Genomic DNA, 26390 nt, shown 5'->3' on the forward strand with positions numbered 1-26390 from the left:
TCAGCGCACCGGCACCTTCAGCTTGGTGGTGGCGCGGGTCAGCGGATAACGCTTGCCATTCCACCGGAAATCGCCCGGCAACCCCGTCGGCCGGGTGATCTCGGCATTCAAGGTGCTTCCCGAAATCCGGTAGCGGACGCTGACCGGCCCCTGAGGCGTGGCAGCGGTTGCGGACAGGCTCTTGAGCGATCCCAACGCGGGCTCAACCTTCAGCCGCGCATAGCCCGGCGCATCAGGCCCAATCCCGGCCACGATACCCAGCAGATCTGCACTCGGGTGCGCACTCCAGGCATGGCTGTCCGATCGCGTCGATTGGCCCTTGCCCCCCTGCCCCGCGTCATCGCGCTCTTCCGGCCAGGTCGTGTAATGCATCGTCAGCAGATCACGCCACGTCTTGAGCATGTCGAGATAACGGTCGCTCCTGTCCGCGTGGACCAGCGCCTGCGCCAGATACCAGGAGAAATAATAGCTGACGCTCGTGATCCCTTCGGGCGCGTCTATCCCTTTGCCCGGCACCATTATCCGGTCAATGATGGCCCCGGCCTCGTCGCGGCTCGCAACATCATAAAGGACAGCCAGCGCGTTCATATGCTGGCTGAATCGGTCACCGTCAGGATTGTCGGCATAAAGACCCCGCGCCGGAAGCCAGCACCGGTTGCGGATCGCCGCCTTCACCGTCTCGGCTCGCGCGGCATAGCGCTGCGCCTGGCTGGCGTCGCCAAAGGCTGCCTCGATCGCTGCCCCCTGCTGGAGAGCGCCGAGCCAGCTGACGCTCATCAAACAGCTTTCATCCGTCTTGCCATAGGAGGGAAAGATGGTCCGGTCAGTCGCGGGCTGGCCGACCCAATCGATGAAATTCCATTGCGGGTTCTTACCCAATAGGCCACTCGGACGGCGGTAGGTTTCGAACCAGTCCAGAACACGGCGCATGCGCGGGATGTTACGGACGATGGGCGCGGGATCGGGCTGGCGCAATCGCCAGTCATCCAGCATGCCGACCCACATCAGCGCGAAGGGCGCGATCACATTATTGCCGCGCGTCGGCCAGGCCCCTTCCATAAGCCCGCCGTCGACATCGGACGCAGCAAAGGCATCGATCGCCTGCTCGGCCAGACGAGGGTCACCCGACACGGCATAGGAAATCAGCATCTGAAGGCGCGTGTCGCCCGCATATTGCAGTTGTTCCCAATAGGCCGTGTCCATATAGGTTTCATGCGCATCGATCCGCGCCGTGCGCCATCCTATATCGAAAATCCGTGCAAGTTCAGGATCATCGCTTTGGAACTTACCGACTTGTTGGAACGGATAGCCCGTCTCGTACGCGCGCAGCCCCTCCAGCACCAACGGCTGATCCTTGGTCTCGACCGTGATTTCGGCATAACGCCATGTCCGCCACCATAGCGGGGCAAAACTGCGCTTTTCTCCGTCGGCGATGAAGCTGTCCCAAATGCCGCTCGGCTTGCGATCCTCGATCAGGTTGCGGTCGCCCTTGCGGCCCTGCGCATCGTACAGCGCCTCGGTCCACAGCAGCTTGATCGCCGCACCCTTGCCGCCGGACACGTCCAACTGAGGATAGGCCGACACCATCGCATCGCGCTGAATAAGCAAGGTCGCCTTGCTGTTGGCCGGGATCGTCACTGCCCGTGCGGGAAAGGCCATGGCGGCAGGCAGATCAGTCCGCACCACCTTGCCCGCCGCCACAGGCGTATAGGATTGCTGCGGCAGCCGTTCGGCCACCAGCGTCCGCTTCGCCGCATCGGGAGCGGGCACCGCGTCCTGCCAGCCCTCGCCCTTTTCCTGCGGCCCAGCGGCATCGAAATCAGCCTTCGCCGCATCGATCTTCTCGGGGTTGCCCGCGACATAATACCATCGCTTCACCTGCCCCCAGCCATTGGCGAAGCCACGGCCTTGGTCGCGCTTCACTCGCCAACCCTGCCGGTCAGTCGAAAGCTCTGCCGCCTCGCCTTCGCCGATCAGGCGAAACCCGGTCGCGACGCTCTGTTGGAACAGCGGCGCGGTATTGGTGAATAGCGAACTGCCCTGAGCCGCCGAAACCTGCGCGGGCGTGGCATTGGCGGGCAGCTTCAGTGGCTGGACACCGTTCCACACCGTCGCCGCGATGACGTTGACGCCTCGCTTCATATAGGGCGCAAGGTCGATGCTCTCCTCGCGCCAATGGGCGATGTCGCCCGTCGAAGGCCCTGCCGCAACACGCGCACTATTGACAAATAATATGAAGCGGTTATCAGCCGTAACTCGCACCTTATAAGAGCGTGGCTTGCCCGGCAGGTCGAGCGTGCGGCGGAAATGCAGGACGATCGGGCGCACCGTCGGCCCCGCCTCCGCATGGCTGATCCAGCCCTCAGCGCCACCCGTCTGAGCGATAGCGGCGGGCGCAGCGCCCAACATCAGCGAAGCAGCCAGCAATGCGCCCATCCTCATCATTTCTTCTCCGGCGAAAGGGCGCGGACCAGCGCCGCATCGAGCGCGGCATTGAATTGCTGGGATATGGCCGCGCGCGGGACGATCAGCTGGAACCCATGGAAAGCGCCTGGTATCACCAGCAATTCGGTAGGGACATCTGCATCGATCAGGCGGCGGGCAAACTCTACATCCTCGTCCACGAACAGGTCGATTGACCCTACCCCGATGAACGTCGGCGGAAGCCCTTTGAGGTTCTTCACCCGCGCAGGCACCGCGCCTTCAGGCTGAGTGGCAGCGCCAGGCCGCCGCCCAAGCAGCGCCTGCCAGCCCTCCCGGTTCCACTCCGCCGTCCAGATCAGCTGGCCGATATGCGGCGGCACCGGACGCGAAGAACCCGTCCGATCGTCCAGCATGGGGTAGATAAGCGCCTGAAACGCGACCGGCACCTCGCCCCTGTCACGCGCCGCAATCGTCAGCATGGCAGCCAGACCGCCACCCGCGCTTTCACCCATGACGACAATCCGACCCGGATCGACGCCCAGCGCGGCGGCATTGCCGTGCAGCCATTTCAAACCCGCATAGGCATCTTCCAGAGGTCCGGGGAAATGCGTCTCCGGCGCCAACCGATATTGCACCGACACGATCACACAGTTCAGCCGCTCGGCCAGGCTCTTGAGCGCGGGCAGATTGTCCCGCGCATCGCCGCCGATGAAACCGCCACCATGAACGAAGAAGATGGCGCCGCGCGGCGCCCCCTGCTCGGCACCAGCGTTCACGACATAGACCGGCACCGGCGGATGTCCGCGCGATCCGGGTGCCTGCCGCTCCTCAACCCCTGCGGGCAGTGGGCCGGGCTTGGCAGGCTTGTACATCGCCCCGCTCCGCTGCGCCTGCATGATGCCGCGCGCGACCGGCCGCAACTCCGGATTGACCGACTTCAATCCTGCTTCCGGAGAAGGTACGACCGGCGCCGCTGCAATCAGCAGGCAGGATGCGATCGCGGCTGCGAAACGCCGCCCTCTCACCGTTGCGCCTCCAGCTTCGCTGGCCCCACCCATCCGGCCGGAACCGGCTTCAGCTTCTTGTAGATCGTGTCCTTGGGATCGATCATCGCATTCTGGGGTACGTTGGCGACAGCAACGCTGATGTCATTCTTGCCCGCGCGAACCAGCTTCGTCACATCGACGCGGAACGGTGCGCTGAACAGCGTGGGCAGGCTTTGTCCGTTGACCGTCACCGTAGCGACGTCATGCACTTCCCCCAGATCCAGCATCACGCTTGTTCCCTTGGTCAGCCAGCCCGCATCGACATTGATCGTGCGCCTGTAGGTTCCCGTCCCTGCAAAGCGCGCCAGTTCAGGCATCTGCTGCCAGTCTTTCAGACTGATAGAGGCGAAATCCTGGCTATAGGGCTTGCGCTGGACATGACCGGCCGCCTGAAGCCGCCATCCATCCATGGGCAGCGTCATGCTGGCCACGGTAGCGGATACCGGAACGGTGACAGCCTGCGTCTTGGGATCAAGCATCAACAGCGCGCTTTCCCCCGCCGCCAGGCTGATCGGCACGTCCGTCCCCCGCCCCGCGACGCGCGCCGACAAAGGCGAAACCGTGCCGTCCATCGCATTCCACCGCGTCACGCCCCCCACTTCGGGCAGCGTCAGCGTCACCTGCCGTGCAACCTCTCCTCTGTTGTACACAAAGGTCGCCGTGCGGCCCTCGATCTTCCGCTGAACGAAGTAAAGATCGGCAGCGTCACCGGAAAAGCGCAGATTGGCCGGAATCGCCGCTGCCCGCAGAGCATCGGTCACACCAGCGGCGGGAACGATCTTCGCTCCGGATTTCAGCGCGGCGGCGACTGCCTTCTTCACCCTCGCATCACGCTGGCGAGCCTGGGCGAGCCCTTCATCCCGGCTCGGCGCCCGATCGGTGAAGAAAACCGGCAGTCCCGCCTTGGCAAAACGCGCGATCGCCTCGGCTGTCTCTGCCTGAATGCCGTCGATCGGCGGCAACACCAGCACCGGATAGCGTTGGCCGCCCTGCGAAACGAGCTGCTTCCCTTCGATCCGCGCATGAGCGATCGAATCCGGGTTGATCCGGTCGAAATCATAGCCTCCCGCCAGGAACGCCTTTTCCGCTGCCTGCTTGCCCGCGCCGTCATCCTCGATGCCGACATAATAGCCGTAGCGGCCATAGAAATAGGCGACCGGAACCACCGCCTCACCTGCTTGCATGACGGCCTGCAAGCGGCCGATATAGCCCGCCAAAGGCTTCATTGCGGGCCAGATCGGATTGGTCTCGTTCAACATGTTGGAAAAGCCGCCAGCGAACGGGCTTGGCTGGAAAGCGTGCCAGCCGGGCCAATCGTCGGCATGGAAGCGATAATTATAACCGTGCAGGATCATGGAGTTGACGCCGCCCGCCATGAAGGCATCGACCCGCCGCCGCATTTCGTCGGGCGTCACATCATAGGGGCGATTCCCCCATGCCAGACTTTCCGCCGATACGATTGGACGCCCATAGAGATGCGCACCCGACCGGGCCATCCGCATGAAAAAAGGATCGCCTGAACCGGGCAAATCCTCGGTCTCCGGTATGTCGGCCAGACCATATCCCCGGATCGTATCGAAAGCGCCGCCATGCGCCTGGAACTTGGCCTTCAGCCCATGCGCATGATTCCATGCCACGAAAGGCTGGATGAACCCCTCGATCATCATGTCTGAAACCGTGCGGCGATAGTCGGCGCGAACCCGTTCCGCCACATCGCTGTTCGCCGTGTCGAAATAGGGCGGCGACCAATGCTCGCTCCACGCCTGCATCCAACCGGGCTGGACAACGAAGGGCAGATAGGGCGTCAGGTCATAGCCGCGCCTCCTCCTGAACTGTTGCAGCAATTCAGGTCCCCACTGAATATCCTGCATCAATTCCAGGCTGTCCACGAATGTCGATCGGATTCCGACCGGGTCATTCCCCAACGGATCACCGACGCGCGCCGCATGCGCCGCAAAGGCTTGCGGGTTCATATGATCCAGTATCAGCTGCGGCCCCTGCCCGGCCGCGCCTAGCACACCGACGTCGGAGGCATATTGGCGGAACACGAAGATTTGCCAGTCGCCGGGCGGCGGCGTCCAGTCGAGCGTGCCATCATCACGCAACTTGCTGGTCAGGAGCACGCTGCTTGCCGGGTCCAGCGTGCCTGCCGTCACCACATCCCGCCACGGCGTCAATGTCATGCCCATCGCGCCCGGCACGGCAGGGTGAAGCACGGGCGCATTGCCCTTGACCGCAACGACCGCGACGGTGCGCGCGCGGCCCTCCATCCTCTTGCCCCAGTCTGCTACCTTCGGGTCCTTGACGCGCGCATCGAACATACTGAGCGCGCCCAGCCGCTTTGTGCGCTTGGGTATATTGAGCTTGATCGGACCGGCCTCGCCGCCCTTGACCTGGGTGCTGGCCATGGCGAGTTCGGTGAACGCCAGTTCCGGCGGGATGGCAAAGCCGCCGCCGGATGGCCAGGACGAACCCAGCGTATAGTCCAGCGTCAGACCCAACGCCTTCGCCGCCTCCCCCGCAGCACGGACATGGGCGAAGAAGGACGGCTCGGCATATTGGTCAACACGCGCTTTCTCGTCCGGCGTAAGCGTCACGAAATTGGGCGTGAACGACTGAATCTCCGCACCGGCAAATCCGGTGTCCGCCATCAGCTTCAGCTCACGCTGCAATTCCTGATCCGTCACCGCATCGCCCGGCCACCACCAACGCAGCCGGGGCCGAGCATCGACGGGCGGGCTCTGGAAATGATCGTCCAGCGGACCTGCAAAAGCCGGAGCCTGGACAAGTGCAAGCATAGCTGTTGCCGCCAGCAGGCAGGTCTTCATCAACCGCTTCGCTGTCATGGCTCAGGGCCTCCGGATCATACGGTTCAGCCGCGCCGTGCCGGTCAGCACCGGATCCGCGGCGGATGTGCCCACCTCTACCTTGACGTCACCCGCGGGCACCACCCAACGCTGCGCCTTTGCATCGAAGTCCGCGATCACGCGCATGTCTGCCGTAACCGTGACTTCCCTGCTTTCGCCGGGCTTGAGATTGGGCTTCGCCCACCCGATCAACCGCTTGGCCTTGCCCGGCCGGGTGACGTAGACCTGCGGCACGTCCGCACCGTCCCGCTGACCCTCATTCACCACGGTGAAGCGGACAGACAGCGCCTTTCCGCCCGTGACCTTCAGCCCTTCATAGCGGAACTGGGTGTAACTGAGACCGTATCCGAAAGGATAAAGCGGCTTCAGCCCCTTCTTGTCGAACCAGCGATAACCGGCGTCCGATCCTTCCGGATAGACGATGTCGAACGGCTTCAAACCCGCCTGAAGACCATAGACGGCCCGCGTTTCCTTATCCGCTGGCGCCGCGTCGGAGCCAGGAAGCACTGGATTGGGCAACTGATCGACGGAGGCGGGGAAGGTCACGGGCAGATGACCGGACGGGTTCACCTTTCCGGTCAGAACCCGCGCAATGGCAGCGCCGCCACGCTGGCCACCATACCATGCCGACAGGATGGCCGGGACCTTGGCCTGCCAGGGCATCAGGACAGGGTTGCCGGTTTCCAGTACGACGACGGTCTTTCCGTTCGCGCTTGCCACCGCGTCGATCAGGTCGTCCTGACCCTCGCCCAGCGACAGGTCCTTATGGTCGATGGCCTCGGTCGCGTACTTCTCCGCGAAAACGACAACGATGTCGGCCGACTTCGCTGCCTGGACAGCGGCTGGCACATCCTTGCCGTCCAGATAGCTGACGGCCGCATTCGGAAACTCGGCGCGCAGCGCATCGAGCGGAGCCGTGCCCCCATAGCCGCGACGGGCAAAGCCAGCGGCAGGGCCGCTTTCCGCGCCCTTGGAAACGCGCTTCAGTCCACCCACGGGATTAACCTGGCTCGAACCGCCGCCGCTCGGCACGCCAACATCGGCATTGCCTCCGACCACCAGGATCGTCTTCGCCGAGGCGGCCAGCGGCAAGATGCCACCCTCATTGCGCAGCAGGACGATCCCCTGTTCCGCCGCACGCTGCGCTACCTCGGCGTTGGCGTCATAATCGATCGACTGGCCCGGCTGTAGCGGCTTGTCGGCCACGCCATGGGCATAGATGGCGTAGAGCACGCGTCCGGCCGCCTTGTCGACCGCCGACTGCGGCACCTTCCCCGCCTTGACCGCTTCCACCATCAGGTCGGAAAAATAGCGCTTGCCGTCGATCTGTTCGCCTGATTGCTGGTCGAGGCCGGCGATGATGGCCTCGGTGGAATGCACCGCGCCCCAGTCCGACATCACATAACCCTTGAAGCCCCAATCACGCCGCAGCACGTCGTTTAGCAGGAAAGGGTGCTCACAAGCGAAAGTACCGCCAATGCGATTATAGCCGCACATCACCGAACCGGGATTGCCGCGTTCCATGCCGATCTGGAAAGCCAGCAGATCGCTCTCGCGCATCGCCTGCTCATCCATGTTCACCGATGCGATGTTGCGACCGGTTTCCTGATTGTTGAGCGCGAAATGCTTGATCGTGCCGATGATGTCATTGGACTGCACGCCACTGATCTGACTTCCGACCAGTTCGCCAGCCAGCAGCGGGTCTTCACCCAGATATTCGAAATTGCGGCCAGCGCGCGGGTCGCGCACCAGATTGACGCCGCCCACCAGCATCACATTAAAGCCCTTGGCCCGCGCCTCCGCGCCGATCATCGCACCGCCCGCGTGGGCGATTTCCGGGTCCCATGTGGACGCAAGCGAAAGCCCTGAGGGCAATGCCGTCGCCACATCGCCCTTGCGCATTTCCATCAGGTTGGACACGCCAAGGCTTGCGTCGCTTTCCACCAGCATAGGAACGCCAAGGCGCTCCACTCCTTCAATATATCCCGCACCTACCGGTATTCCCTGCGGCCGCTTTGACGGACTCACCATGCCTGTAATGGGGCCGTGGATGAGCCGGACCTTCTCCTCGCCCGTCATTTTCGACAGGGTCTCAGCCGCTCTGCGCTCAGGTGAATTCCGGGTATCGCGGGCATGTCCCCCGACCGGCGTCAGCATCGTCCCCGCGGCAGCAAGCAACAGGATGGATGAGGAATTCTTCATGATGTGCAGCCTCTCCGCTGGGGGGACATTTTCCGATTGTCGGCAGTTTACATTCTTACGTTCCAGGAGCGCACACGTCAATATTCGATCGGTGTCGTTCGATTTATTTCAGAAGGCCATTGCTTCCGCCCATGGCTTGAGTCAGAGATGCGGTCATGCCAGCCACAAAGACCGAGAAAGCATTCACCCCAAAACGCGGCCGACCCGACGCGAAACAGGTCGCCGCGATCGATCGCGCCATCTTGGCCACCGCCACCCGGATGTTCCTGGACCAGGGTTATGACGGCGTGGCGATGGAAAATATCGCTGCGGCCACCGGCGTTTCCAAGGGCACGCTTTACGCCCGCTATCCCTCGAAGGAAGCGTTGTTCACGACCGTCATCCATGATCGCGTCAAGCAATGGTCGCTTATATCGGCAAGCCAGGATCATCTGCTGACCGATGACATTGCCGAACGCCTCCACCATCACGCGCAAGTCATCGCGCGGTCGCTGCTTCAGCGGGAAGTGCACGCGTTCCAGCTCTTGACGCTCGCCAATCGTGAACGCTTCCCCGAACTCGCCCGCGCCATGTATGAAGCAGGCTATCTCTACATCGTGCGCCTCATCAGCGACGACATCAGCCAAGCCGCCGTGCGCGACGGCATTCCTGCCCGCGACCCGTCCGCGATCGCTCGACAGCTTGTAGCCGCCATCACCGGGTGGGAATTGCAGGAAAGCAGCGCCGGTCCGATCGTCGAAGCCGAACTGTTAGGCGCCGCCCGGAAAACCGTCGATCTTTTGATGGCGGCCCGCAAAAGCTGGTGACTTGAATTTAGCACGACATCGTGCGATATAGGAAATATCACAAACGGAGGATCCTGTTCCATGCGATTTTTGATTCTTGCTGCCGCTGCTCTGTCGCTCGCCACTCCGGCGCTGGCGGAAACTGCTGCTACCGCCAAGTACACCTCTGCCGACACCGAACTGGGTGTCCTGCTCGACAACCCCGCTGCCAAGGCGATTGTCGAGAAGTATATTCCCGGCATGACCAGCAATGATCAGGTCGACATGGCCCGCGCCATGACGCTGAAGGCGATTCAGCAATATGCGCCTGACGATGTCACCGACGCCCGTCTGGCGGCGATCGACGCCGATCTGGCCAAGCTGCCCTAACGGCAAAAGCTCAGGCATTATTGAGGGAAAGGGCGCGCAAGCGCCCTTTTTCTGTTGGGCACCCCTACCGCCACATAAAAGAAAGGGCCGGTTTGTGGCCGGCCCAGGTAGGTGTAGGAGAGTGCCTAAAAGGCGCATCTAATTGAACATGCATGTTCGATAAGTCAAGCGACCGGCGAGCGCCTGTCAACATTTCCATCATATGGGAAAAGGATCGTCATCCCCCGGCTGACGCGGCGTCACCAGACGCGCGGCCCTTGGCGCGATCCACCTTTCGATGCTTTCGACGATCTCATAGATCACCGGCACGAAGATCAGCGACAACGCCGTTGAGGTGATGAGGCCGCCGATCACCGCCAGCGCCATCGGCTGCCGAAATTCCGCGCCTTCGCCAATGCCCAACGCGGTCGGCAGCATGCCCGCCGCCATCGCCACCGTCGTCATGACGATCGGCCGCGCACGTTCGCGGCATGCATTGCGCAGCGCCTCGGTCATCGGCGTCCCCGCCCGCTCCTCCTCGATCGCAAATTCCACCAGCAGGATCGAATTTTTCGCGCACAGGCCAAGCAGCATCAGCAGGCCGATCATGGCGGGCAGATCCAGCGTCTTGCCGAACAGCGTCAACGCGGCAAAGGCGCCCAGCAGCGACAGCGGAAGCGCGGCCAGAATGACCACCGGTTTGAAGAAGCCCTTGAACAGCAGCACCAGCACCGAAAAGGTCAGCCCGATACCCCCCACGATCGCCAGCATGAAGCCGCCAAACAGCTCGGACATCGCTTCCGAATCGCCCGTCTTCGCTTCCTGGACCCCGTTGGGCAGGTTACGCATGACCGGCAACGCGTTCACTTCCTGCAAAGCCTGACCCAATGTCCGCCCGGCGACCAGATCCGCCTCCACCGATACGCGCCGCTCCCGGTCATAGCGCACAATCTTGCCCGGCCCCGCCTTGAACCGGATATCCGCAACCGCCGACAAGGGCGTCGTCTGCCCATCGATAGTCGGCACGCGAAGATTTGCGATCGTCTCCAGATCCTGACGCGATCCTTCCGGCAGGCGGACGCGGATCGGCACGCGCTCGTCGCCATCCGAATATTTCGCTACGCTGGCATCGATGTCGCCGATGGTCGCGATGCGCAGCACCTGGGCCAGCGTCCGGCTATCGACGTTAAGGCGCGACGCCTCCTCCGGCCGGGGCGTCACGATCAACTCCGGGCCTGCGGGCGGCGGCGCAGGGCGTGGGTCGGAAATCGACCGCACGTTGCGCATCTGCCGCAACAGTTCGATTTGCGTGCGCTCCAACGCCTGCCCGTCTTCCCCGGCCAGCACGATGTTGACGCCAGCCGAACCGAACGTGCCCTGATTGGACAGGCGCACGTCCGGAATATCGCGCAATTTCGGCCTTATGATCTGCCGGAACTCGTCCGTCGTGACGTCCCGATCATGTTTCAGCACCACCGTCAGCGTGCCCGTGCGCATGTCGTCGCCCGCGCTGAAGCCGCCGGACGTTGACCCCACCTGGGCAAAAACCCGTTCCACAGCGGGCTCCGCCGACAGCATGCGGGTCGCGTCGTTGACCGCCCGCGCCATGTCGTCACGCGTCGCGCCGGGCGGACCCTGCACCGCGATATAGAGATAGCCCGGATTGCCGACCGGCTGGAATCCCACCGGCGTAAGGCTCGCCAGCAGGAGCGACAGAAAGAAAATCCCGCCACCGATCGCCATGGTCATCCATCGGTGTGCCAAGGCCCAATCCAATATACGGCCGTAAATCGGGTTTACGGGCCGCTTTTCCCGATGCACCCGATCCTTGAGCGGCACGAGGAAATAGGCCGCCATCAGCGGCGTCAGCAAACGCGCCACGACCAGCGAGAAGAGCACCGCGACAGCCACGGTCAAACCGAACTCGCGGAAAAACTGCCCCGCCTGCCCCGGAATCAGCGATACCGGCGCGAACACAGCGATGATCGTCGCAGTCGTCGCGATCACGGCCAGACCGATGGCATCCGCGCCGATCAACGCGGCGCGATAGGGCGTCTCGCCGGTCTCGATCCGCTTCTCGATATTCTCGACCTCGACGATCGCGTCATCGACCAGGATGCCGATCACCAATGTCAGCGCCAGCAGCGTGATGCTGTTGAGGCTGAACCCCATAGCCGACATCAGGACGAAAGTGGGGATCAGGGATAACGGCATGGCCACCGCCGCGATGATCGTCGCGCGCCAGTTGCGCAGGAAGAGGTAGACGACGATCACCGCCAGAAAAATGCCCTCGATCAGCACATGCTGGGTCGATGCAAAGGTCCGCCGCGTGGAATCCACCGTGGACACCAGCTTGGTGAAGGTGACGCCCGGATGCTCGGCCTGAATCTGGGCTATCGCCTTGACCGCCCGGTCCTCGACACTGATGTCGCTCGCTTCGCGCGTCTTGCTGATCTGGATCGCGGTCACGGGCCTGCCGTCCAACCGCGCAAATCCTCGCTGTTCGGCCGCGCCATCGCCAATCTCGGCAATGTCGCCCAGGCGGACATAACGCCCCTGAACCGGGATCGCCAGGTCGCGCAACCTATCGATGGTTATGGATGAGCCGATAACACGGATCGTCTGTTCAACCGCGCCCACATCGGCACGACCGCCCGGATCGTCGCTATGAAACGCGGCGAGCGCGTTGTTCACCTGCGGCGCCGTCACGCCCCGTGCCGCCATGCGCTGCGCGTCCAGCACGATGTTGATTTCCCGATCCGCGCCGCCGATGCGGTGAACCTGCGCTACGCCTTGTTGGGCCTGCAATGCGCGCGTGACCACCTTGTCGACGAAGCGCGACAATTCCGTGTTGCCCATCGCGGGCGCGCTGACCGCGTAGGTCAGAATCGGCGCGGCATCGATGTCCAGTCGCTGCACCAGCGGCGGGTCGATCCCCGGCGGCAGATCGATGCGCGCGCGCTCAACGGCCGTGCGGACATCGTCCGTCGCCTTCTGCATGTCGCTGTGCAGTTCGAACTCGACTGTCGTCGTGGACGATCCCAGCACGGCCGTCGAACTGATATGCTTGACCCCGGCGACGCTGCTGAGCGCATTTTCGATCGGCCGCGTGATCTGGTTTTCAACTTCGCTGGGCGCCGCACCATTTTGCGTCACCGTCACGCTGACGACAGGGAAGTTGACGTTGGGGAACTGCTTTATGGGCAGGCCGATATACGCCACGATTCCCGCGATCGTCAGCAGGATGAAAAGCGAAACGACCGGAATCGGATTGCGGATGGCCCAGGCGGAAATGCGCATGGTTACTTGCCCCTGCCAGCGGCGATCCGCACCCGGTCACCCTCCAGCAGGAAAGCGCCGCCGCCCAGCACGGCTCGCACGCCGGGCTTCGCGCCGCTCAATATCTCAACCATGCCGCCCGCGCGCCGCCCTGTCCGCACCGAAGCGCGATGGACCCGGTCGGCCTTGTCGAGCAACAGCATATAGGCGCCGTCGGCATCATAATGCACCGCGGCTTCGGGCGCGGCCAACACGGTGCCGCTGGCTTTGACGAACTCCGCCTTGGCAAATCCGCCGGGCCGCAATTGCGGGTTAACCGGCAAAGCGATGCGCGCGCTCGAAAGCCCTGTCTGATTATCGACACGCGCGCCCAGCAGTCTGATCTTGCCCGACAGCCTGGTTCCCGACGCCAATGTGACCGTCGCGGGATCACCGATGGACAGCGTTCCCATGGCGGCTTCCGCAACTTCGGCGTCCAGTTCGACCAGATCGTCGCGCGCGATGGTGAACAGCACCGTGCCCGATGCGGATGGCTCGCCCGGACGCGCGGATCGCTGGAGAACACGGCCCGCCACGGGCGATCGGATGATCAACCGGCTCTGGCGGGTCAGCAGGTCGTCAAGCTGCGCCTTCGCAACGCCCACGGCGGCCTGCGCCGATCGCGCCGCGATGCGCCGCTGGTCGATCGCCTCCTGCGACAGCACGCCCTGATTGTCGAGGCCCGCCACGCGGCCCGCATCCATTCGAGCTCGCTCATAGGCGACCTGCTGCTGGCTCAACTGCGCGCGCGCCTGATCGATTTGCGAACGCAGCAGCGTATCGTCCAGCACCGCCAGTACCTGTCCAGCGCCCACCCTGGCGTCTTCTTCCACCAGCACGCGCGCGATGCGGTAGCCCGAAAGCTCCGGCGCGATCGCAACTTCCTCACGCGGGATCAGGCGGCCCGAGGCGCTGAGGCCGCCTTCCAATGGCCGCTGATCGACCATGGCCACCGTCACTGTCGGCGGCGGCGGCTCCTTGGCCGCTTCCTTCCCCCCACCGCAGGCGGCAAGCAGCAGGACGAGGGGAAGCGCCATGGCAAAGGGACGCGGCTTGAAGGTCACGGCATTTCCTTGGATTGAATAGGCAGGGCGACCGGCTGCTGTTCAGGCGCCGTCGCGGGATCATCCGGGCTCCACCCGCCGCCCAGCGCACGGAACGCGCCAACGGCATTGCCCAGCGCCTGTGTCCGCGCATTGGTAAGGGCACGGCGCGCGGCCCGCCACGTCTGTTCCGCCTGGATCAAGGTAGTAAGGTCAGTCAGCCCGGCTCTATAGCCCTTGCGCCCGGCATCAAACGCAAAGCGCGCCCGTTCCTCGGCAAGGCCAAGGTCGGCGAGCCGCACCCGATCGGCGGCGACCAGCGCCAGCGCGATGTCGGCATCCCGGAAGGCCGCCTGCACCGCCGCCTCATAGCTCACCACGGCGCGTTCGCCCTGCGCCTCCGTCGCGCGCAATTGCGCCATCAGGCGCGTACGGTCCAGAATCGGCAGGCTCAATCCGGCGGCGATGGACCAGAGGCTCGAAACGCCGCCCGCCACCCCGGACGTCCGGCTGATGCTGCCATTGCCCTGAAGCGTGAAGCGGGGGAACAGCGCCAACCTGTCGACCTTGACGGCGCTCGTCGCTGCCGCAACCCGCGCCTCGGCGGCCAATATATCGGGCCGCCGCGTCAGCAGCGTCGCGGGCAGCAGCGGCGGGACCGGCGGCGCCGTATCGAGCCGCGCCTCTATCGGCAGGCTATCGGTCGGGGCGTCCGGCGTTCCGATCAGAACCAGTAATGACCGCTTGGCGTTTCGCAGCGCCGTCTCGATCCGCGTCAGCTCTGCCTGCGCCGTTGCCGCGTCGCCTTCCAGCCGAGCCGTTTCCGAAGCCGCCACCAGCCCGCGATCCCGGCCGAGCTGCGAGGCTCGCTCCAATTCTCTTGCGATGCGCAGCCCCTCCTGCGCGTCGTCGCGTTGCACAGCCAGCCCTCGCGCCTCGAACAGCGCGCTCGCGACATCGGCGGCCAGGCTCAAGCGAGCCGCATGATAATCATAGGCCGCCGCCACATAGGTCGCCCGCGCCCCTTGCCCGATCGCGCCCAGCCTGCCGAACAGGTCGAGTTCCCAGCTGGGGCTGAAGGCCAGCGACTGGCTGTCACTGCGCGCGGTGGACCCGAACAGATCGGTTCGCGACAGCTGGCTGCCATCCTGTATCTTGGCCGATCCGCTGATGGCGCCTGTCGGCAGGCGCTGCGACAGCGATTGATCGCGAATCGCGCGCGCCTCACGCAGCCGGAAATAGGCTGACCGGGCGTCGGTATTCTGCGCCAGCGCCTGTTCCACAAATGCGGAAAGTTGCGCGTCGTTGAAACGGCTCCACCAACGGTCCAGCCTTTCCTCGGCGGCCGGGGCAGGTGCCGTTTCGAACCGCTCGGGCAACGCGATCCTGGGTCGCGCGAGTTCGATCGACGGCGCGCAGGCCGACAGCAGCGCACAGAGCATAAACGAGGAACGGCGCGGGCCAGAAAGCGGCAAGCGGAATGACTCCAACCTTGATCGACAGCGACACGGATAGCGCGGCGACAAAAAGAAACAAGATTGTTTATTTTCAACCGGAGCTTTTTTTGCCAATGCTTTCCTTCATGGTTTCCACTCCCCCCATCCGCCGCCCCGGCCGCCCCCGCCGCGAAGAAAGCGGCGACGTCGAGCAGCGCCTGGTCGATACCGCGATGCAGCTGCTCGTCGAACATGGGCCGAACCTCACGATGAACTCGATCATCGCCGCATCCGGCCTGTCGCGGAAAACCGTCTACGCCCATTATCCCAACAAATCCGCGCTATTTGCCGCAGTCGTCCGGCAAATGCTGAATTATGGTCTGGAGCCCATGATCGTCCCTCCCTGCTCAGACTGGCAGGAAAGCCTGCTCGCATTCGTGCAGGGATGCCTTGTCGAAGTGTGCGAACCCTATGCCACCGGCATGCGCCGTCTATTGATGCTAAACCCCTCCTTCATGGAAGAAGCCCGCCCTCATATCGAACAGGTCGTCGTGCGCCGCTATCTCGATCCGATGATCGCATTTCTACAGTCGCTGGTCGACCGGGGAACCATCCCCGATCAGGATGTGGCCTTCGCGGCTGAGTCTCTCACCAGCCTCATCCTCTCTGAATCCCATCGCCGCTTTTTCCAAGGCGAGGCCGAAAACCGCATCGACCCGGTCCATCTCAATGCTCATGCACGCCGTTTGACCGGCCTGTTTTGCGGCGGCATCTTGGCGCCAACGCAAAGCTGCTGACAGAAGGTTAGGGTTACACTTCCCGTTCGGCCCATCCAACCGGCCAAGCAATTTTGCTCATCCGGTTCATTTCGCACGTCGCCGTTCAGAAAAGCGTTGCCAGCGTTGTCCACTCGAATATAGTGCACGAAACGGCCCAAATTAACGAGAGCCGTTTAACAGCAACACCCTCAGGGGAGGATTATCGATGCGAATTAAGCGTGTCTCACGCGCAGCGCTTCTGTGCGCTGGCGTTTCTGCTTTTGCTGTACCCGCGCTGGCTTATGCCCAGGCCGGAGCTGAAAATAGCTCAAGCGACATCATCGTAACCGCCACGCGCCGGGCGGAAAAACTTCAGGACGTGCCGATGTCGGTGAACGTCGCAACTGGCGAACAGCTTGAAAAATTCAAGATCTTCGACATCAAGGACGTCTCCCAACTCGCACCGGGCTTGGAACTGACCAACACGACCGGCCGTAACAACACCACGACCCTGCGCGGCGTCACTTTCGACCCTGATCAGGGTACCGGACCCGCAGTCCAAGTCTATTATAACGAAATTCCGACGGACGCGCAGACAGTCTTCACTGCAATCTACGACATCCAGCAGATCGAAGTGCTGCGCGGTCCGCAGGGGCTGCTCCGCGGCCTGTCAGCGCCAGCCGGTGCGATAACGATCGCTACTCGCAAGCCCGTATTCGACCGCATCGAAGGGAATTTACAGGTCACCGGCACCGACCGACATGCTTACAACGTTCAGGGCGGCGTTTCTCTGCCTTTCTCCGATACACTAGCTATCCGCGTAGCGGGTGTGGTCGATGGCAACCGCCTCAATCAGGTGCGAAACGTCAATAGTGGTGAATATTCGCGCAGCCGTACGGAAAGCGCGCGCGTTACCCTTGGTTGGCAACCCAGCACCGACTTCACCGCTTACCTGACCTATCAATATCTGCAGGCGGACAATCGAATATTTCAGCAGGTGGTCGGTAACGGCAATACCCCGCTGGGCATTTACGGCACAGTATTTGGTATACCGTCAATCTTCGTGCCTCCAGCATTTGGGGGCGGTCCCTTCGCTACAGACACAAGCGTAACGTCCGGGCCACCGCTGAGCGTTTCCGATCGCGGTTCGGTGCAGGAAGGCATCTTCCGCAGTCAGAACGAAACGCACCTAGTCAATCTCCAGTTCGACTATGACCTCGGGCCTGCGACACTCTCCTTCGTCGGAGCACATCAGTATAGCAAGTTGAAGATTTCGCGTGACCTGGATGTTGCCAACGCCATTCCCGGCTACGTTCAGCCTTCGAATGTAGTGACGCCTTACAAGGTCGATACCGCCGAACTGCGTTTAAGCTCGAACAATGATGAAGGTCTTGGCTGGGGTGTTGGCGCGTTCTATTCGAAGCAAACTGGCACCACAACAGTTGCCCAAGACAGCAGCCTGCTTCTCTACACCGTAGCACCTACCGCGCAAGTCAACCCGCCTTGTGCATTGGTCGGCGGGGCAGCCGCCGGTTGTCCGGGAGACTTCGCGCCCTATACAATTCCCAATCAGTTGCCGCTCACGGCTTTGGTAACTGTGCCTGTGTACGCGCAGACATGGTCATTCAGCGGAAATCTAAGATACAAGGCTGGTCCGCTAACTATCCAAGGCGGTCTACGCTATTCGATCATTAAGAATGTGCAGACGACGCAGCAAGGGCTCTCCGGCTTCATCAATTCACCGCCGGTAGAAATCATCCCGACATCACTTCAACGCACCCGGAACACTCCGATCACTGGAGGTGCGACTATCAACTATGAAGTGACGCCAGAACTGAATGTCTATGCCGCATATGGCCATTCCTTCCGTCAAGGTAGTACAAAGGTCGCGGGTCCTGCTGTTGTATCCGCCGATCTCATTCAGACGCGGCCGGAAAAGACAGACTCGGTCGAAGTGGGCTTGAAGGGAGCGCTATTTGATCGGAAGCTGAATTACACCGTTGCGGCATTCTATCAGAAACTCGATGGTTTTCTCAGCCGTTTCAACAGCATTTTCTGGTCCTCGCCCACCAATCCAGGTCAAACTACCGGCGGTTTTGACTTCAACTATAATGGCGATGCTACGATTAAGGGTATTGAGGCATCAATCGATGCGCGCCCAACACCGAACTGGGACCTGAACGTTGCCGCAGCCTATACGAAGGCGAGATGGGATAACGCCAGATTGCCCTGCAATGACTATGCGGGTACTGGAACACCCAACACTACGGGTCTGCCAGCCGTCACTGGAACCGGCAATGTTAGTTACTGCAATATAAGCGATAGGTTAGCGAATACGCCTGACTTCAGCTTGAACGCCAACACGGAAATGCGTTTCCCTATGGATAGCGTCACGCCATTCGTGCGGGGCCTGCTCACCTATACGCCCAGCTACAACTGGTGGCAGTCGCAATACCGCTTCAAGCATCGTGAACTCGTCAACTTGTTTGTCGGCGTACGTTCAAACGACGACAAGTGGGAACTCGACATTTTCGCGAAGAATGTGCTCAACCAGAACCGGATTACCAATATCGGACTGGGTGAAGTACAGACCAATGCTGTCGTCGCAGGCGCATTTCAGTCGGGCTACAGCGTAGTCAATGTCATGAACCCACGTGAATTTGGTGCCACCCTCAACTTCAAGTGGTAAATACAGGCTGGCCTCCATGCTCCTCGCGGAGCGTGGAGGCCTCCATCTTAAAAAATGTGTGGGGTCCTCGATCCGGAACCAGTCAGCATTTTCTAACACATGCCCTTCACGCCGTCTCATGGCGCTTCAAGGTAGCGCTAGCTTCAACGACCCCAACCCTAGCCGCTATTTTGATGGCAAGCCTTATCTTGCCATAGCTTCTGGCCGAAACATGGCGGTCCCGCCTTCATGTCGATAAGCAGTCGGTGAATGGCCCGTCCATGCGCGGAACGCCTGACGGAAAGCATCTGAATCGCAATAGTCGAGCCTGGCCGCTATATCCTCGATCGATATCTCTGTGCGGCGCAGTAAATGCAGTGCCAGTTCGCGGCGGCAACTTTCGCGTACCTGGCGATAGCTTGTCCCTTCACGCGCCAACTGGCGGCGAAGCGTAGCTTCGCTTCCTCCAAGCCTTCTCACGATCTCACCAAAGGAAGGCAGCCGCCTGTCATTTTTGAGCGCTGCCATCGCAATGCCGCGAACGCGTATCTCGGTTGGCGTTCGGTCCGCTTCCTGAGGGTTGGAAACGAACAGAAGATTGCTGAGCGGCCGACGATGATGGTCTTCCCAGCTACGCATTACGGGATAATCCAGCAGAGACGCACTGAAATCAAAACCGCTCCAGCCTTCGTTCAGGCGCACCGGGAAAGGCAATGCTGGCAGGCTCAACGCCTCGACTGTTTCCGGAGCATGGTTCAACCAGGCATTGCGTGCTGGGATCGCATGATCGATCAGCCAACCAAACAGGCCATGTATTTCCATCACACCGAAAAGGTCGATCAAGCAGCCCGCTGACGTCGATCCGCCGGTTCGCATCGCTTCCAATTGAAGTTCAGCCCTGTCCCCATAGGTCCGCAGCGCCATCTTGCCACATCGCCAGTCGATGGCTTCAAAACAATCGCAGCAACGCATTATCGCTTCACGCAAGGTTCGTGCGCTCGTCAGGCTGTACATTATGACGCGCCAATCACATGGGCCTAGCCCCCGGCGTCCTATCATCACCGCGTCCCGGCGCGCCAGTTCGTTAATCGCCTGGCTGGTCATCCGCGCAAGATCGGCAACCGGCAAGGTTCTCAACGAACTTCCCCCATCGACCGACCGGCCTACATGGGCAAAAAGTGGTTCAGTGGACCCGAACGCTTCGGCATAAATGGCGAGCACGCGCTCAGCCACGCTCTCGGCAAGATGCCATTCGCCGGATTCCGTCTGTAATGGCCGCATTGATACTTCCCTTGATTTTCGATCAACCTAGTCGATCCGGCACCCAGGATAAATCTTTCTGTTTCCGGTGTTGGCGCAGAATGGATGCGCGAAATTGCCGCGCCACATGATCGATTTTGGGGTGGTGGCAAAATGCAGGAAGAGTCATGAAATCTGAAGCACCCGCCTAGAGCGGCATCAGAGAGGAATATATGAAGGGCAGATTGGGATCGACCGGCGGTCGGCCGACCAGAACATATGTGGCCCTGCCCCTGATCGCAGCGTCCCTCATCGGCGCCGACGCGCCCACCGGCGGTGAAACCGGCGTCCACGCCTTCGTACTCAGCAATGTCTATCTTGCCCAGGGTGGAGAAAAAGACAGCTGTCCCGTGCCCGATAGCGGGGACCTCGATCGATTCTATGCCATGCTGCCGCCTGCCGAGCAGACCAAATATGCCGGTAAGGAGAAACGGCAGGAACTTGAGCAGCGGATGAACGAATATTTCAAATTCCGCAGAATATTTCTTCGCGGCGATCGCTCATCTTCCGTGCATTTCCCGCCGGGCTACAATCCAAAGGCAGAGCCGACGCAGGAGCTGGCGGCGGCGATCGGCGCCCTGAACGGCTTACCCAAAGGCGCCGGACGGCTCGCCTTCCAGAAGCGCGAAGTGGTTTACAGCGCCTGCTCCAACCCCGCCGATTTCCCGGCCTTGGCGAAGAACTTCAAAACCTATGAGGGCAAGGTTGCCGCCGGTATCAACCTGGATGGCAAGGCAGGAAAGTTGGATTTCGAAGGGCCAGATGGCACGAACGGCGTCGATAACCGGCTTTGGCGCGCCGTCGGCTGCGTTTCCACCTTTCGCGAAAACGGCAAGGAAGAAGTTGCGGGTAAGACCATGATCTCCGCCCGCGCGCCCACTGTAATCGAGCTTCGCGGGGTCGACAGCCTTCAGGATGACCCTGAAGTGAGCGTCACCATTCTTGCTGTCAGTGAACCGCTGACCCGCGACGGCCGTGGCGGCCCGCTCGCACGCGCCACCTTTACGCCCGACCCTGATCCTCGGCTTCGCGCCACGGTATCAGGCCGCATTACGGGCGGCATCCTGACGACGGACCCCGTCGATCTGACCATGAACTACAAAGAACAGATAGTGGATGCTCCCCGCCACATCCGGGGCGCCCGGCTGCGTGCCAAGTTCAGCGCTGATGGCTCGATAGAAGGCAGCATCTTTGGCTATTACACATTGGAGAGCTTCTATGACTCGATCGAACAGATGACGCAAAATGGCGCCAATCTGACGCGAGTATCCTGCCCCGGCATTCGCAAGGCGATCGATCGTTTCGCCGACGGCTATCGTGATCCGCGCACGGGTCGCTTCACTGCCATATCGTCGGCCTATGATTTCGTCGGCGTCAAAGCCTTCCTTGCTCCGCCCAGCCAAGTCGCACAAAGCGAGGTGCGTCCATGAAGGTCCGCGCCCTTCCCTCGCTCGCCCTAGCTGGCGCCTGCCTCACCCTTGGGCTCAGCATCGCCCTCAATGGAGCGCGCGCCGATGAAACGCACGCGGACACACCTCCCAGCCAGATCCGGCGATTGACGGAAAGCCAGTATCGCAGCGTCATCGGCGATATTTTCGGCCCCGACATCAAGATTGTCGGCCGGTTTGAGCCAGATCTGCGCATCGACGGACTTCAGGCGGTCGGCACGAGCGCAGTCTCCGTCACGGCAGCGGGCCTTGAACAATATGAGACGTTAGCCCGCAGCATCGCGACGCAGGTGACGGACGAGCAGCACCGCGAAAAACTGATCGGTTGCGCGCCTACTCCAGCGGACAAGGATGGCTCCGCGTGTGCCCGCCAGTTTATTCAACGTGTCGGCTCGCAGCTCTATCGACGGCCCTTGAGCGAAGGCGAAGTTGCGGCTCTTACAAGGTCAGCGACAGAGGCGACCGCTACGCTCGGGAATTTCCATGCAGGTCTGGCGGCAACGCTTGGCGGAATGCTGACCAGCCCCGAATTTCTGTTCCGCATAGATCGCCCCGCTCCCTCCCGCCGGAGCGTCGATGCATGGTCGAAGGCAAGCCGCCTTTCCTTCCTGTTGTGGAACAGCGCGCCCGATCAGACATTGCTCGACGAAGCGCGCAGCGGCGCGCTCGACACCCAGGCAGGACTTGCCAAGGCCGTCGATCGCCTGATCGCCTCGCCACGGTTCCAGGAGGGTGTTCGCGCCTTCTTCACCGACTATCTGCGCCTGGACGGGATGGACGATCTGGCGAAGGACACCCTTATCTATCCCGCCTATTCGCAGGCCGTCGGCACTTCGCTACGAGACCAGACGCTGCGCACCATCAACTGGTTGCTGGTGGATCGGAAGGGCGACTATCGCGATCTCTTCACGACGCGGTCCATCGCGATGAACCGCACGCTCGGCCCGATCTACGACGTGCCGGTGACCAAGCCCGACTGGTATATTTATGAATTTCCGCAAGGTGATCCGCGAACCGGATTGCTCACGCATGCCAGCCTGTTGTCACAGCATTCGCATCCGGGTCGCACCTCACCGACACTTCGCGGGGTAGCGCTGCGCGAGATATTCCTTTGCGAGAAAATCCCCGCCCCGCCCGCCAACGTGAATTTCGCGGTGGTGCAGAATGTCGACAACCCGACGCTCAAGACGACCCGCGCCCGGCTTCAGGCGCACCTTGATGACGAGGAATGCGCCAGCTGCCACCGCCGCACCGATCCTATAGGCTTGGGGCTGGAACAGTTCGACGGCGTCGGCCAGTTCCGAAAGGTCGAACATGACGAGGTGATCGACGTCACCGGCGATTTCGAAAAGCAGGCCTACAACGGCGCCGCTGCTCTTGGGCAACTGTTCCACGACAGCCCGCGCGTCAGCAGTTGCCTCGTCCAGTCGGCATGGCGTTACGCCAATGGACGCAATCCGGCGGAAGCAGACGGAGCCGGGATAGCGCGGCTCAGTCACGGCTTCTCGGCGAGCGGCTATCGCTTCCCATCCCTGATGCGCGCCATCGCGCTGGACCCCGCATTTTACGCCATGCCGCGCCTGGCTCCTGAAAGTCGCGTGGCAACGGTTCGCAGATCGAAGGAGACTGGCTGATGTTGATGAATGGAACGACACGGCGCGGTTTCCTGCTGCGCGGGATATTGGGCGGCGGTGCAGTTACGTTGGGGCTGCCCCTGCTGGACGCGTTTCTGGACAATAACGGCACCGCCTTTGCCGCGACCCTGGGGGGTGGGCGCCTGCCTGTCCGTTTCGGTACATGGTTCTGGGGATGCGGGATGATCCCTGATCGCTGGCAGCCAAAGTCCATGGGGGCCGATTACGACCTGCCCCCGCAACTCGCGCCCATTGCCGCCGTGAAGCAGCATGTAAGTGTCCTGACCGGGTTCGACGTGATGCTGGATGGCAAAGGCAATCTGCCTCATCTGTCGGGCAACACTGCCGTCCGCACGGGCGCGCCCGCAGACGATTGGCTCGCCATTCGGGCACCTACGCTTGACGTGCTAGTCGGCGATGCGATTGGCGGCGGCTCCTTCTTCCGTTCGCTCGACCTGTCGGCGGACGGCAATGCCCGCACCAGCTATTCATTCCGCGACGGACGCAGCATGAATGCCGCCACGCCCAGCCCGGTCGAATTCTACCGCAAGATTTTCGGGCCGGATTTCAACGATCCCAACAAGGCCGATTTCAAACCCGATCCACGCATCATGGTGCGCCGGAGCGTATTGTCCGGGGTTACCGAACAACGCCGCGCGCTGGAAGCCAATCTGGGCGCGACCGACAAGGCCCGTCTGGACCAATATTTCACCTCTGTCCGCGAGATGGAAGGAAAGCTGGCGCTACAGCTGCAAAAGCCACCCCCGGCCGAAGCCTGCGTCGTACCCGCCGAAGCACCGGCCATGTCAGGCGACATCACCGATGTCCAGCAGCGGAAGATCAATCACAAGCTGATGGCGCAGATGCTGGCCATGGCACTGGCCTGCAACCAGACCCGCGTTTTCAACATGAATTTCTCGACGGCAGCATCCGATCTGCGTCAGGCGGGTCAGACGACGGGGTATCACCAGAACACGCACGAAGAAATGATCGACCGGGCCATCGGGTATCAACCGACCGTGGATTTCTTCGCCACCCGCAGCATGGAAGCCTGGGCGGATTTCGTGTCGGCGCTCGCAGCGATCAAGGAAGGCGACGGCACCCTGCTCGACAACACATTGGTATTTGCGCATTCGGACGTATCCTATGCCAAGAACCATGATGTTCTGGGCATTCCGGTGATGCTGGCCGGACGCGCAGGCGGAAAGGTCAAATCCGGCATCCACGTCCATGGCAATGGAGAGTCGATCAGCCGTGTCGGCTTGACACTTCAGCAGGTTATGGGAATTTCGGTCGACTCATGGGGCATGGATGCCATGAATACCAAGCGGCCCATCGGCGAAATATTGGCGTGATGATCACAGAAAGAATGAGGCAGAAGATGAAGCTTCCCTACTCCCTGGCTTTGGCAACCCTCGGCTTGGCCGCGAGCTACGCCGCCTATGCCGCCACACCGGCGGTCACCAACGCGATCAAGGCGCGCCAGGCCAGCTACAAGGAAATTGGCGGAGCTTTTAAAAGCATCAATGATGAGCTGAAGTCCGGATCGCCCGATATGAACAGCGTCCGCCCGCTGGCGCGTGATATCGCCACTCGCGCCGCCTTGTTACCCAAATATTTCCCGAAGGGCAGCGGTTCGGAATCGGGCATCAAGACGCGCGCGAAGCCTGAAATCTGGAAGGATAACGCAGCGTTTGTGAAGCTTCAGGGCGACATGATCACCGCTTCGAAAGCCCTCGATGCAGCAGCAGCCAGCGGCAATGTGGCCGGGCTTGGCGCGGCGCGCACCAGCCTTGGCGGCACCTGCAAAAGCTGCCACGATCGTTTCCGCGCGGAACTTTGATGGTGGATGCAGAAGTGAGCGGCGCGCCGGTGCGCCTGCGTATCTGGGATCTGCCGATCCGTCTATTTCACTGGACGCTGGTGCCGCTGCTGGGTTTCGCCTGGTGGACGGCTGAAGAACGCATGCTCGATTGGCATCGGCTAGCCGGTTACAGCATTTTCGCACTGCTGCTCTTCCGCCTGATCTGGGGTTTCGCGGGGAGCAGCACGGCCCGTTTCTCCAACTTCGTTGGCGGCCCATCGACCCTGCTTCGCTATGTCCGCGGCCATATGTTCAACCGGGCCGCCACCCCAGCAGCTGGCCATAATCCGGTTGGCGGCTGGAGTGTGATCGCCATGATCACCATCCTCGCGGTGCAGGTGGGGCTCGGCTTCTTTTCCGTGGATATCGACGGAATGGAGTCCGGTCCCTTTTCCTATCTGGTCGATTTCGAAACCGGCCGGGTCGCGGCGGAATGGCACGCCTTCATCTTCAACGCCATTCTTGCCCTCACGGCTCTTCATGTCGTCGCCGTTCTTTTCTACCTTGTCCATCGGCGCGACAATCTTGTCGGACCAATGATCAGCGGAACGCGGAAATGGTCAGGAGATCGGCCAACGCTGCGGTTCGCATCGGCCTGGTCCGCGCTTATTCTCTTCTTGCTGATTGCGGGCGGAACGTGGTTGCTGATCGCCCAGTTCGGCCGGGCGTGACACGCAACCTACGCTAATGCGCTATAAGAAAGGCCCTCTTCGCAGTCAGCGCAGAGGGCCTTCCACGCATTTCACACAGTTCGTCTGAATATCCATCTCAAGCCTTGAGATGCTTCGCCAAATGCTTGTTCATTTCGAACATGCTGGCCTTCTTGCCTCCGAATATCTTTTCAAGCTTGCCATCGGCCAATATCTCTCGCTTGTCCTTCGGATTTTGAAGGTCATTGGCCTTGATGTAGGCCCAGATTTTCTTGACCACTTCGCTTCGCGGAATCTTGCTATCGCCAATAATGTCGGCCAGCTCAGGAGAGGGCGTAACCGGCGCGGTGATCCCTCCTCGCGCGCCATCGGTGACCTTGCCTGTCTTTTTCACTTTGGCGACAGCCGCTTTGGTTTCCTTTTCGCCACGCTGCTCACGAGTCTGCGCCATGAACTTCTCCCTTGCTGGTCGCTAGCGGGTTGATGATCATGCCAAGTCATGAGGCACGAAAAAGTTGCCTGTCATGTGGCAATCAAGGCCCCTTTCTCCTGGCATCGGCCACATAAGCATCCCGCTCGCCAAGCGGTTTTGGTCGGCCG

At 61.6% G+C, this 26390-nt stretch carries 18 protein-coding genes; 9 read left to right on the forward strand and 9 right to left on the reverse strand.

Annotation, left to right across the window (positions count from 1 at the left end; all coding sequences use genetic code 11):
* The 4 genes from ACZ5TH_RS16480 to ACZ5TH_RS16495 are packed head-to-tail and all read right to left on the reverse strand — an operon-like array spanning position 1 to position 8539.
* Positions 1–2445: an alpha-L-rhamnosidase-related protein gene (locus tag ACZ5TH_RS16480; protein ID WP_464795332.1), complete on the reverse strand. Its 2445-nt coding sequence runs from the start codon at positions 2443–2445 to the stop codon at positions 1–3.
* The gene (locus ACZ5TH_RS16485) at positions 2442–3449 is read right to left on the reverse strand and encodes an alpha/beta hydrolase (RefSeq protein ID WP_464795333.1); all 1008 of its coding nucleotides are present in this window, start codon (positions 3447–3449) and stop codon (positions 2442–2444) included. The genes ACZ5TH_RS16480 and ACZ5TH_RS16485 overlap by 4 nt, the downstream gene beginning before the upstream one ends.
* The gene (locus ACZ5TH_RS16490; RefSeq protein WP_464795334.1) at positions 3446–6316 is read right to left on the reverse strand and encodes a glycosyl hydrolase; all 2871 of its coding nucleotides are present in this window, start codon (positions 6314–6316) and stop codon (positions 3446–3448) included. Before ACZ5TH_RS16490 ends, ACZ5TH_RS16485 begins: the two co-directional genes overlap by 4 nt.
* Before the next feature lie 3 nt (positions 6317–6319).
* Complete coding sequence (locus ACZ5TH_RS16495) at positions 6320–8539, reverse strand: glycoside hydrolase family 3 C-terminal domain-containing protein (RefSeq protein ID WP_464795335.1); 2220 nt, start codon at positions 8537–8539, stop codon at positions 6320–6322.
* 155 nt (positions 8540–8694) lie between these two features.
* Between ACZ5TH_RS16495 and ACZ5TH_RS16500 the strand changes: the two genes are divergently transcribed.
* Entirely contained in the window at positions 8695–9345 is a 651-nt protein-coding gene (locus ACZ5TH_RS16500) for a TetR/AcrR family transcriptional regulator (protein ID WP_460988978.1), read from the forward strand.
* 60 nt (positions 9346–9405) lie between these two features.
* A complete protein-coding gene (locus ACZ5TH_RS16505; RefSeq protein WP_449469050.1) occupies positions 9406–9693 on the forward strand; it encodes a hypothetical protein in 288 nt (95 codons plus the stop codon).
* A gap of 198 nt (positions 9694–9891) precedes the next feature.
* On the opposite strand, the gene ACZ5TH_RS16510 is transcribed toward ACZ5TH_RS16505, so the two are convergent.
* Genes ACZ5TH_RS16510 through ACZ5TH_RS16520 form a run of 3 tightly spaced genes read right to left on the reverse strand, consistent with a single transcriptional unit; the run spans position 9892 to position 15475 of the window.
* Positions 9892–12972 carry an efflux RND transporter permease subunit gene (locus ACZ5TH_RS16510; RefSeq protein WP_464795336.1) on the reverse strand — a complete coding sequence of 1027 codons (3081 nt, stop codon included), beginning with the start codon at positions 12970–12972 and terminating at the stop codon, positions 9892–9894.
* Positions 12973–12974: 2 nt separating this feature from the next.
* Entirely contained in the window at positions 12975–14054 is a 1080-nt protein-coding gene (locus ACZ5TH_RS16515; RefSeq protein WP_464795337.1) for an efflux RND transporter periplasmic adaptor subunit, read from the reverse strand.
* Entirely contained in the window at positions 14051–15475 is a 1425-nt protein-coding gene (locus ACZ5TH_RS16520; protein ID WP_464795338.1) for an efflux transporter outer membrane subunit, read from the reverse strand. Before ACZ5TH_RS16520 ends, ACZ5TH_RS16515 begins: the two co-directional genes overlap by 4 nt.
* A gap of 140 nt (positions 15476–15615) precedes the next feature.
* On the opposite strand from ACZ5TH_RS16520, the gene ACZ5TH_RS16525 reads away from it, so the two are divergent.
* Together ACZ5TH_RS16525 and ACZ5TH_RS16530 are read left to right on the forward strand one after the other, a co-directional pair.
* Positions 15616–16266 (forward strand): TetR/AcrR family transcriptional regulator, encoded by a 651-nt coding sequence (locus tag ACZ5TH_RS16525; RefSeq protein WP_464795339.1) that lies wholly within the window; start codon positions 15616–15618, stop codon positions 16264–16266.
* Positions 16267–16453: 187 nt separating this feature from the next.
* Positions 16454–18916, forward strand: coding sequence for a TonB-dependent receptor (locus ACZ5TH_RS16530; RefSeq protein ID WP_464795340.1), 2463 nt, complete (start codon positions 16454–16456; stop codon positions 18914–18916).
* Positions 18917–19099: 183 nt separating this feature from the next.
* Here the strand turns inward: ACZ5TH_RS16530 and ACZ5TH_RS16535 are convergent, their stop codons facing one another.
* Positions 19100–20176, reverse strand: a complete 1077-nt coding sequence (locus tag ACZ5TH_RS16535; protein ID WP_464795341.1) for an AraC family transcriptional regulator — start codon at positions 20174–20176, stop codon at positions 19100–19102.
* A 191-nt stretch (positions 20177–20367) separates the two neighbouring features.
* Between ACZ5TH_RS16535 and ACZ5TH_RS16540 the strand changes: the two genes are divergently transcribed.
* Genes ACZ5TH_RS16540 through ACZ5TH_RS16560 form a run of 5 tightly spaced genes read left to right on the forward strand, consistent with a single transcriptional unit; the run spans position 20368 to position 25811 of the window.
* On the forward strand, positions 20368–21624 hold the full coding sequence (locus ACZ5TH_RS16540; RefSeq protein ID WP_464795342.1) for a hypothetical protein: 1257 nt from the start codon (positions 20368–20370) through the stop codon (positions 21622–21624).
* Positions 21621–23276 carry a DUF1592 domain-containing protein gene (locus ACZ5TH_RS16545; protein ID WP_464795343.1) on the forward strand — a complete coding sequence of 552 codons (1656 nt, stop codon included), beginning with the start codon at positions 21621–21623 and terminating at the stop codon, positions 23274–23276. The genes ACZ5TH_RS16540 and ACZ5TH_RS16545 overlap by 4 nt, the downstream gene beginning before the upstream one ends.
* Positions 23276–24631, forward strand: a complete 1356-nt coding sequence (locus ACZ5TH_RS16550) for a DUF1552 domain-containing protein (RefSeq protein ID WP_464795344.1) — start codon at positions 23276–23278, stop codon at positions 24629–24631. Before ACZ5TH_RS16545 ends, ACZ5TH_RS16550 begins: the two co-directional genes overlap by 1 nt.
* A 26-nt stretch (positions 24632–24657) precedes the next feature.
* Complete coding sequence (locus ACZ5TH_RS16555; protein WP_464795345.1) at positions 24658–25119, forward strand: c-type cytochrome; 462 nt, start codon at positions 24658–24660, stop codon at positions 25117–25119.
* Positions 25119–25811: a cytochrome b/b6 domain-containing protein gene (locus ACZ5TH_RS16560; protein ID WP_464795346.1), complete on the forward strand. Its 693-nt coding sequence runs from the start codon at positions 25119–25121 to the stop codon at positions 25809–25811. The genes ACZ5TH_RS16555 and ACZ5TH_RS16560 overlap by 1 nt, the downstream gene beginning before the upstream one ends.
* A gap of 97 nt (positions 25812–25908) precedes the next feature.
* On the opposite strand, the gene ACZ5TH_RS16565 is transcribed toward ACZ5TH_RS16560, so the two are convergent.
* Complete coding sequence (locus ACZ5TH_RS16565; RefSeq protein WP_464795347.1) at positions 25909–26241, reverse strand: SWIB/MDM2 domain-containing protein; 333 nt, start codon at positions 26239–26241, stop codon at positions 25909–25911.
* Positions 26242–26390 lie beyond the last annotated feature (149 nt).

Source organism: Sphingobium sp. TomTYG73, assembly GCF_055394245.1.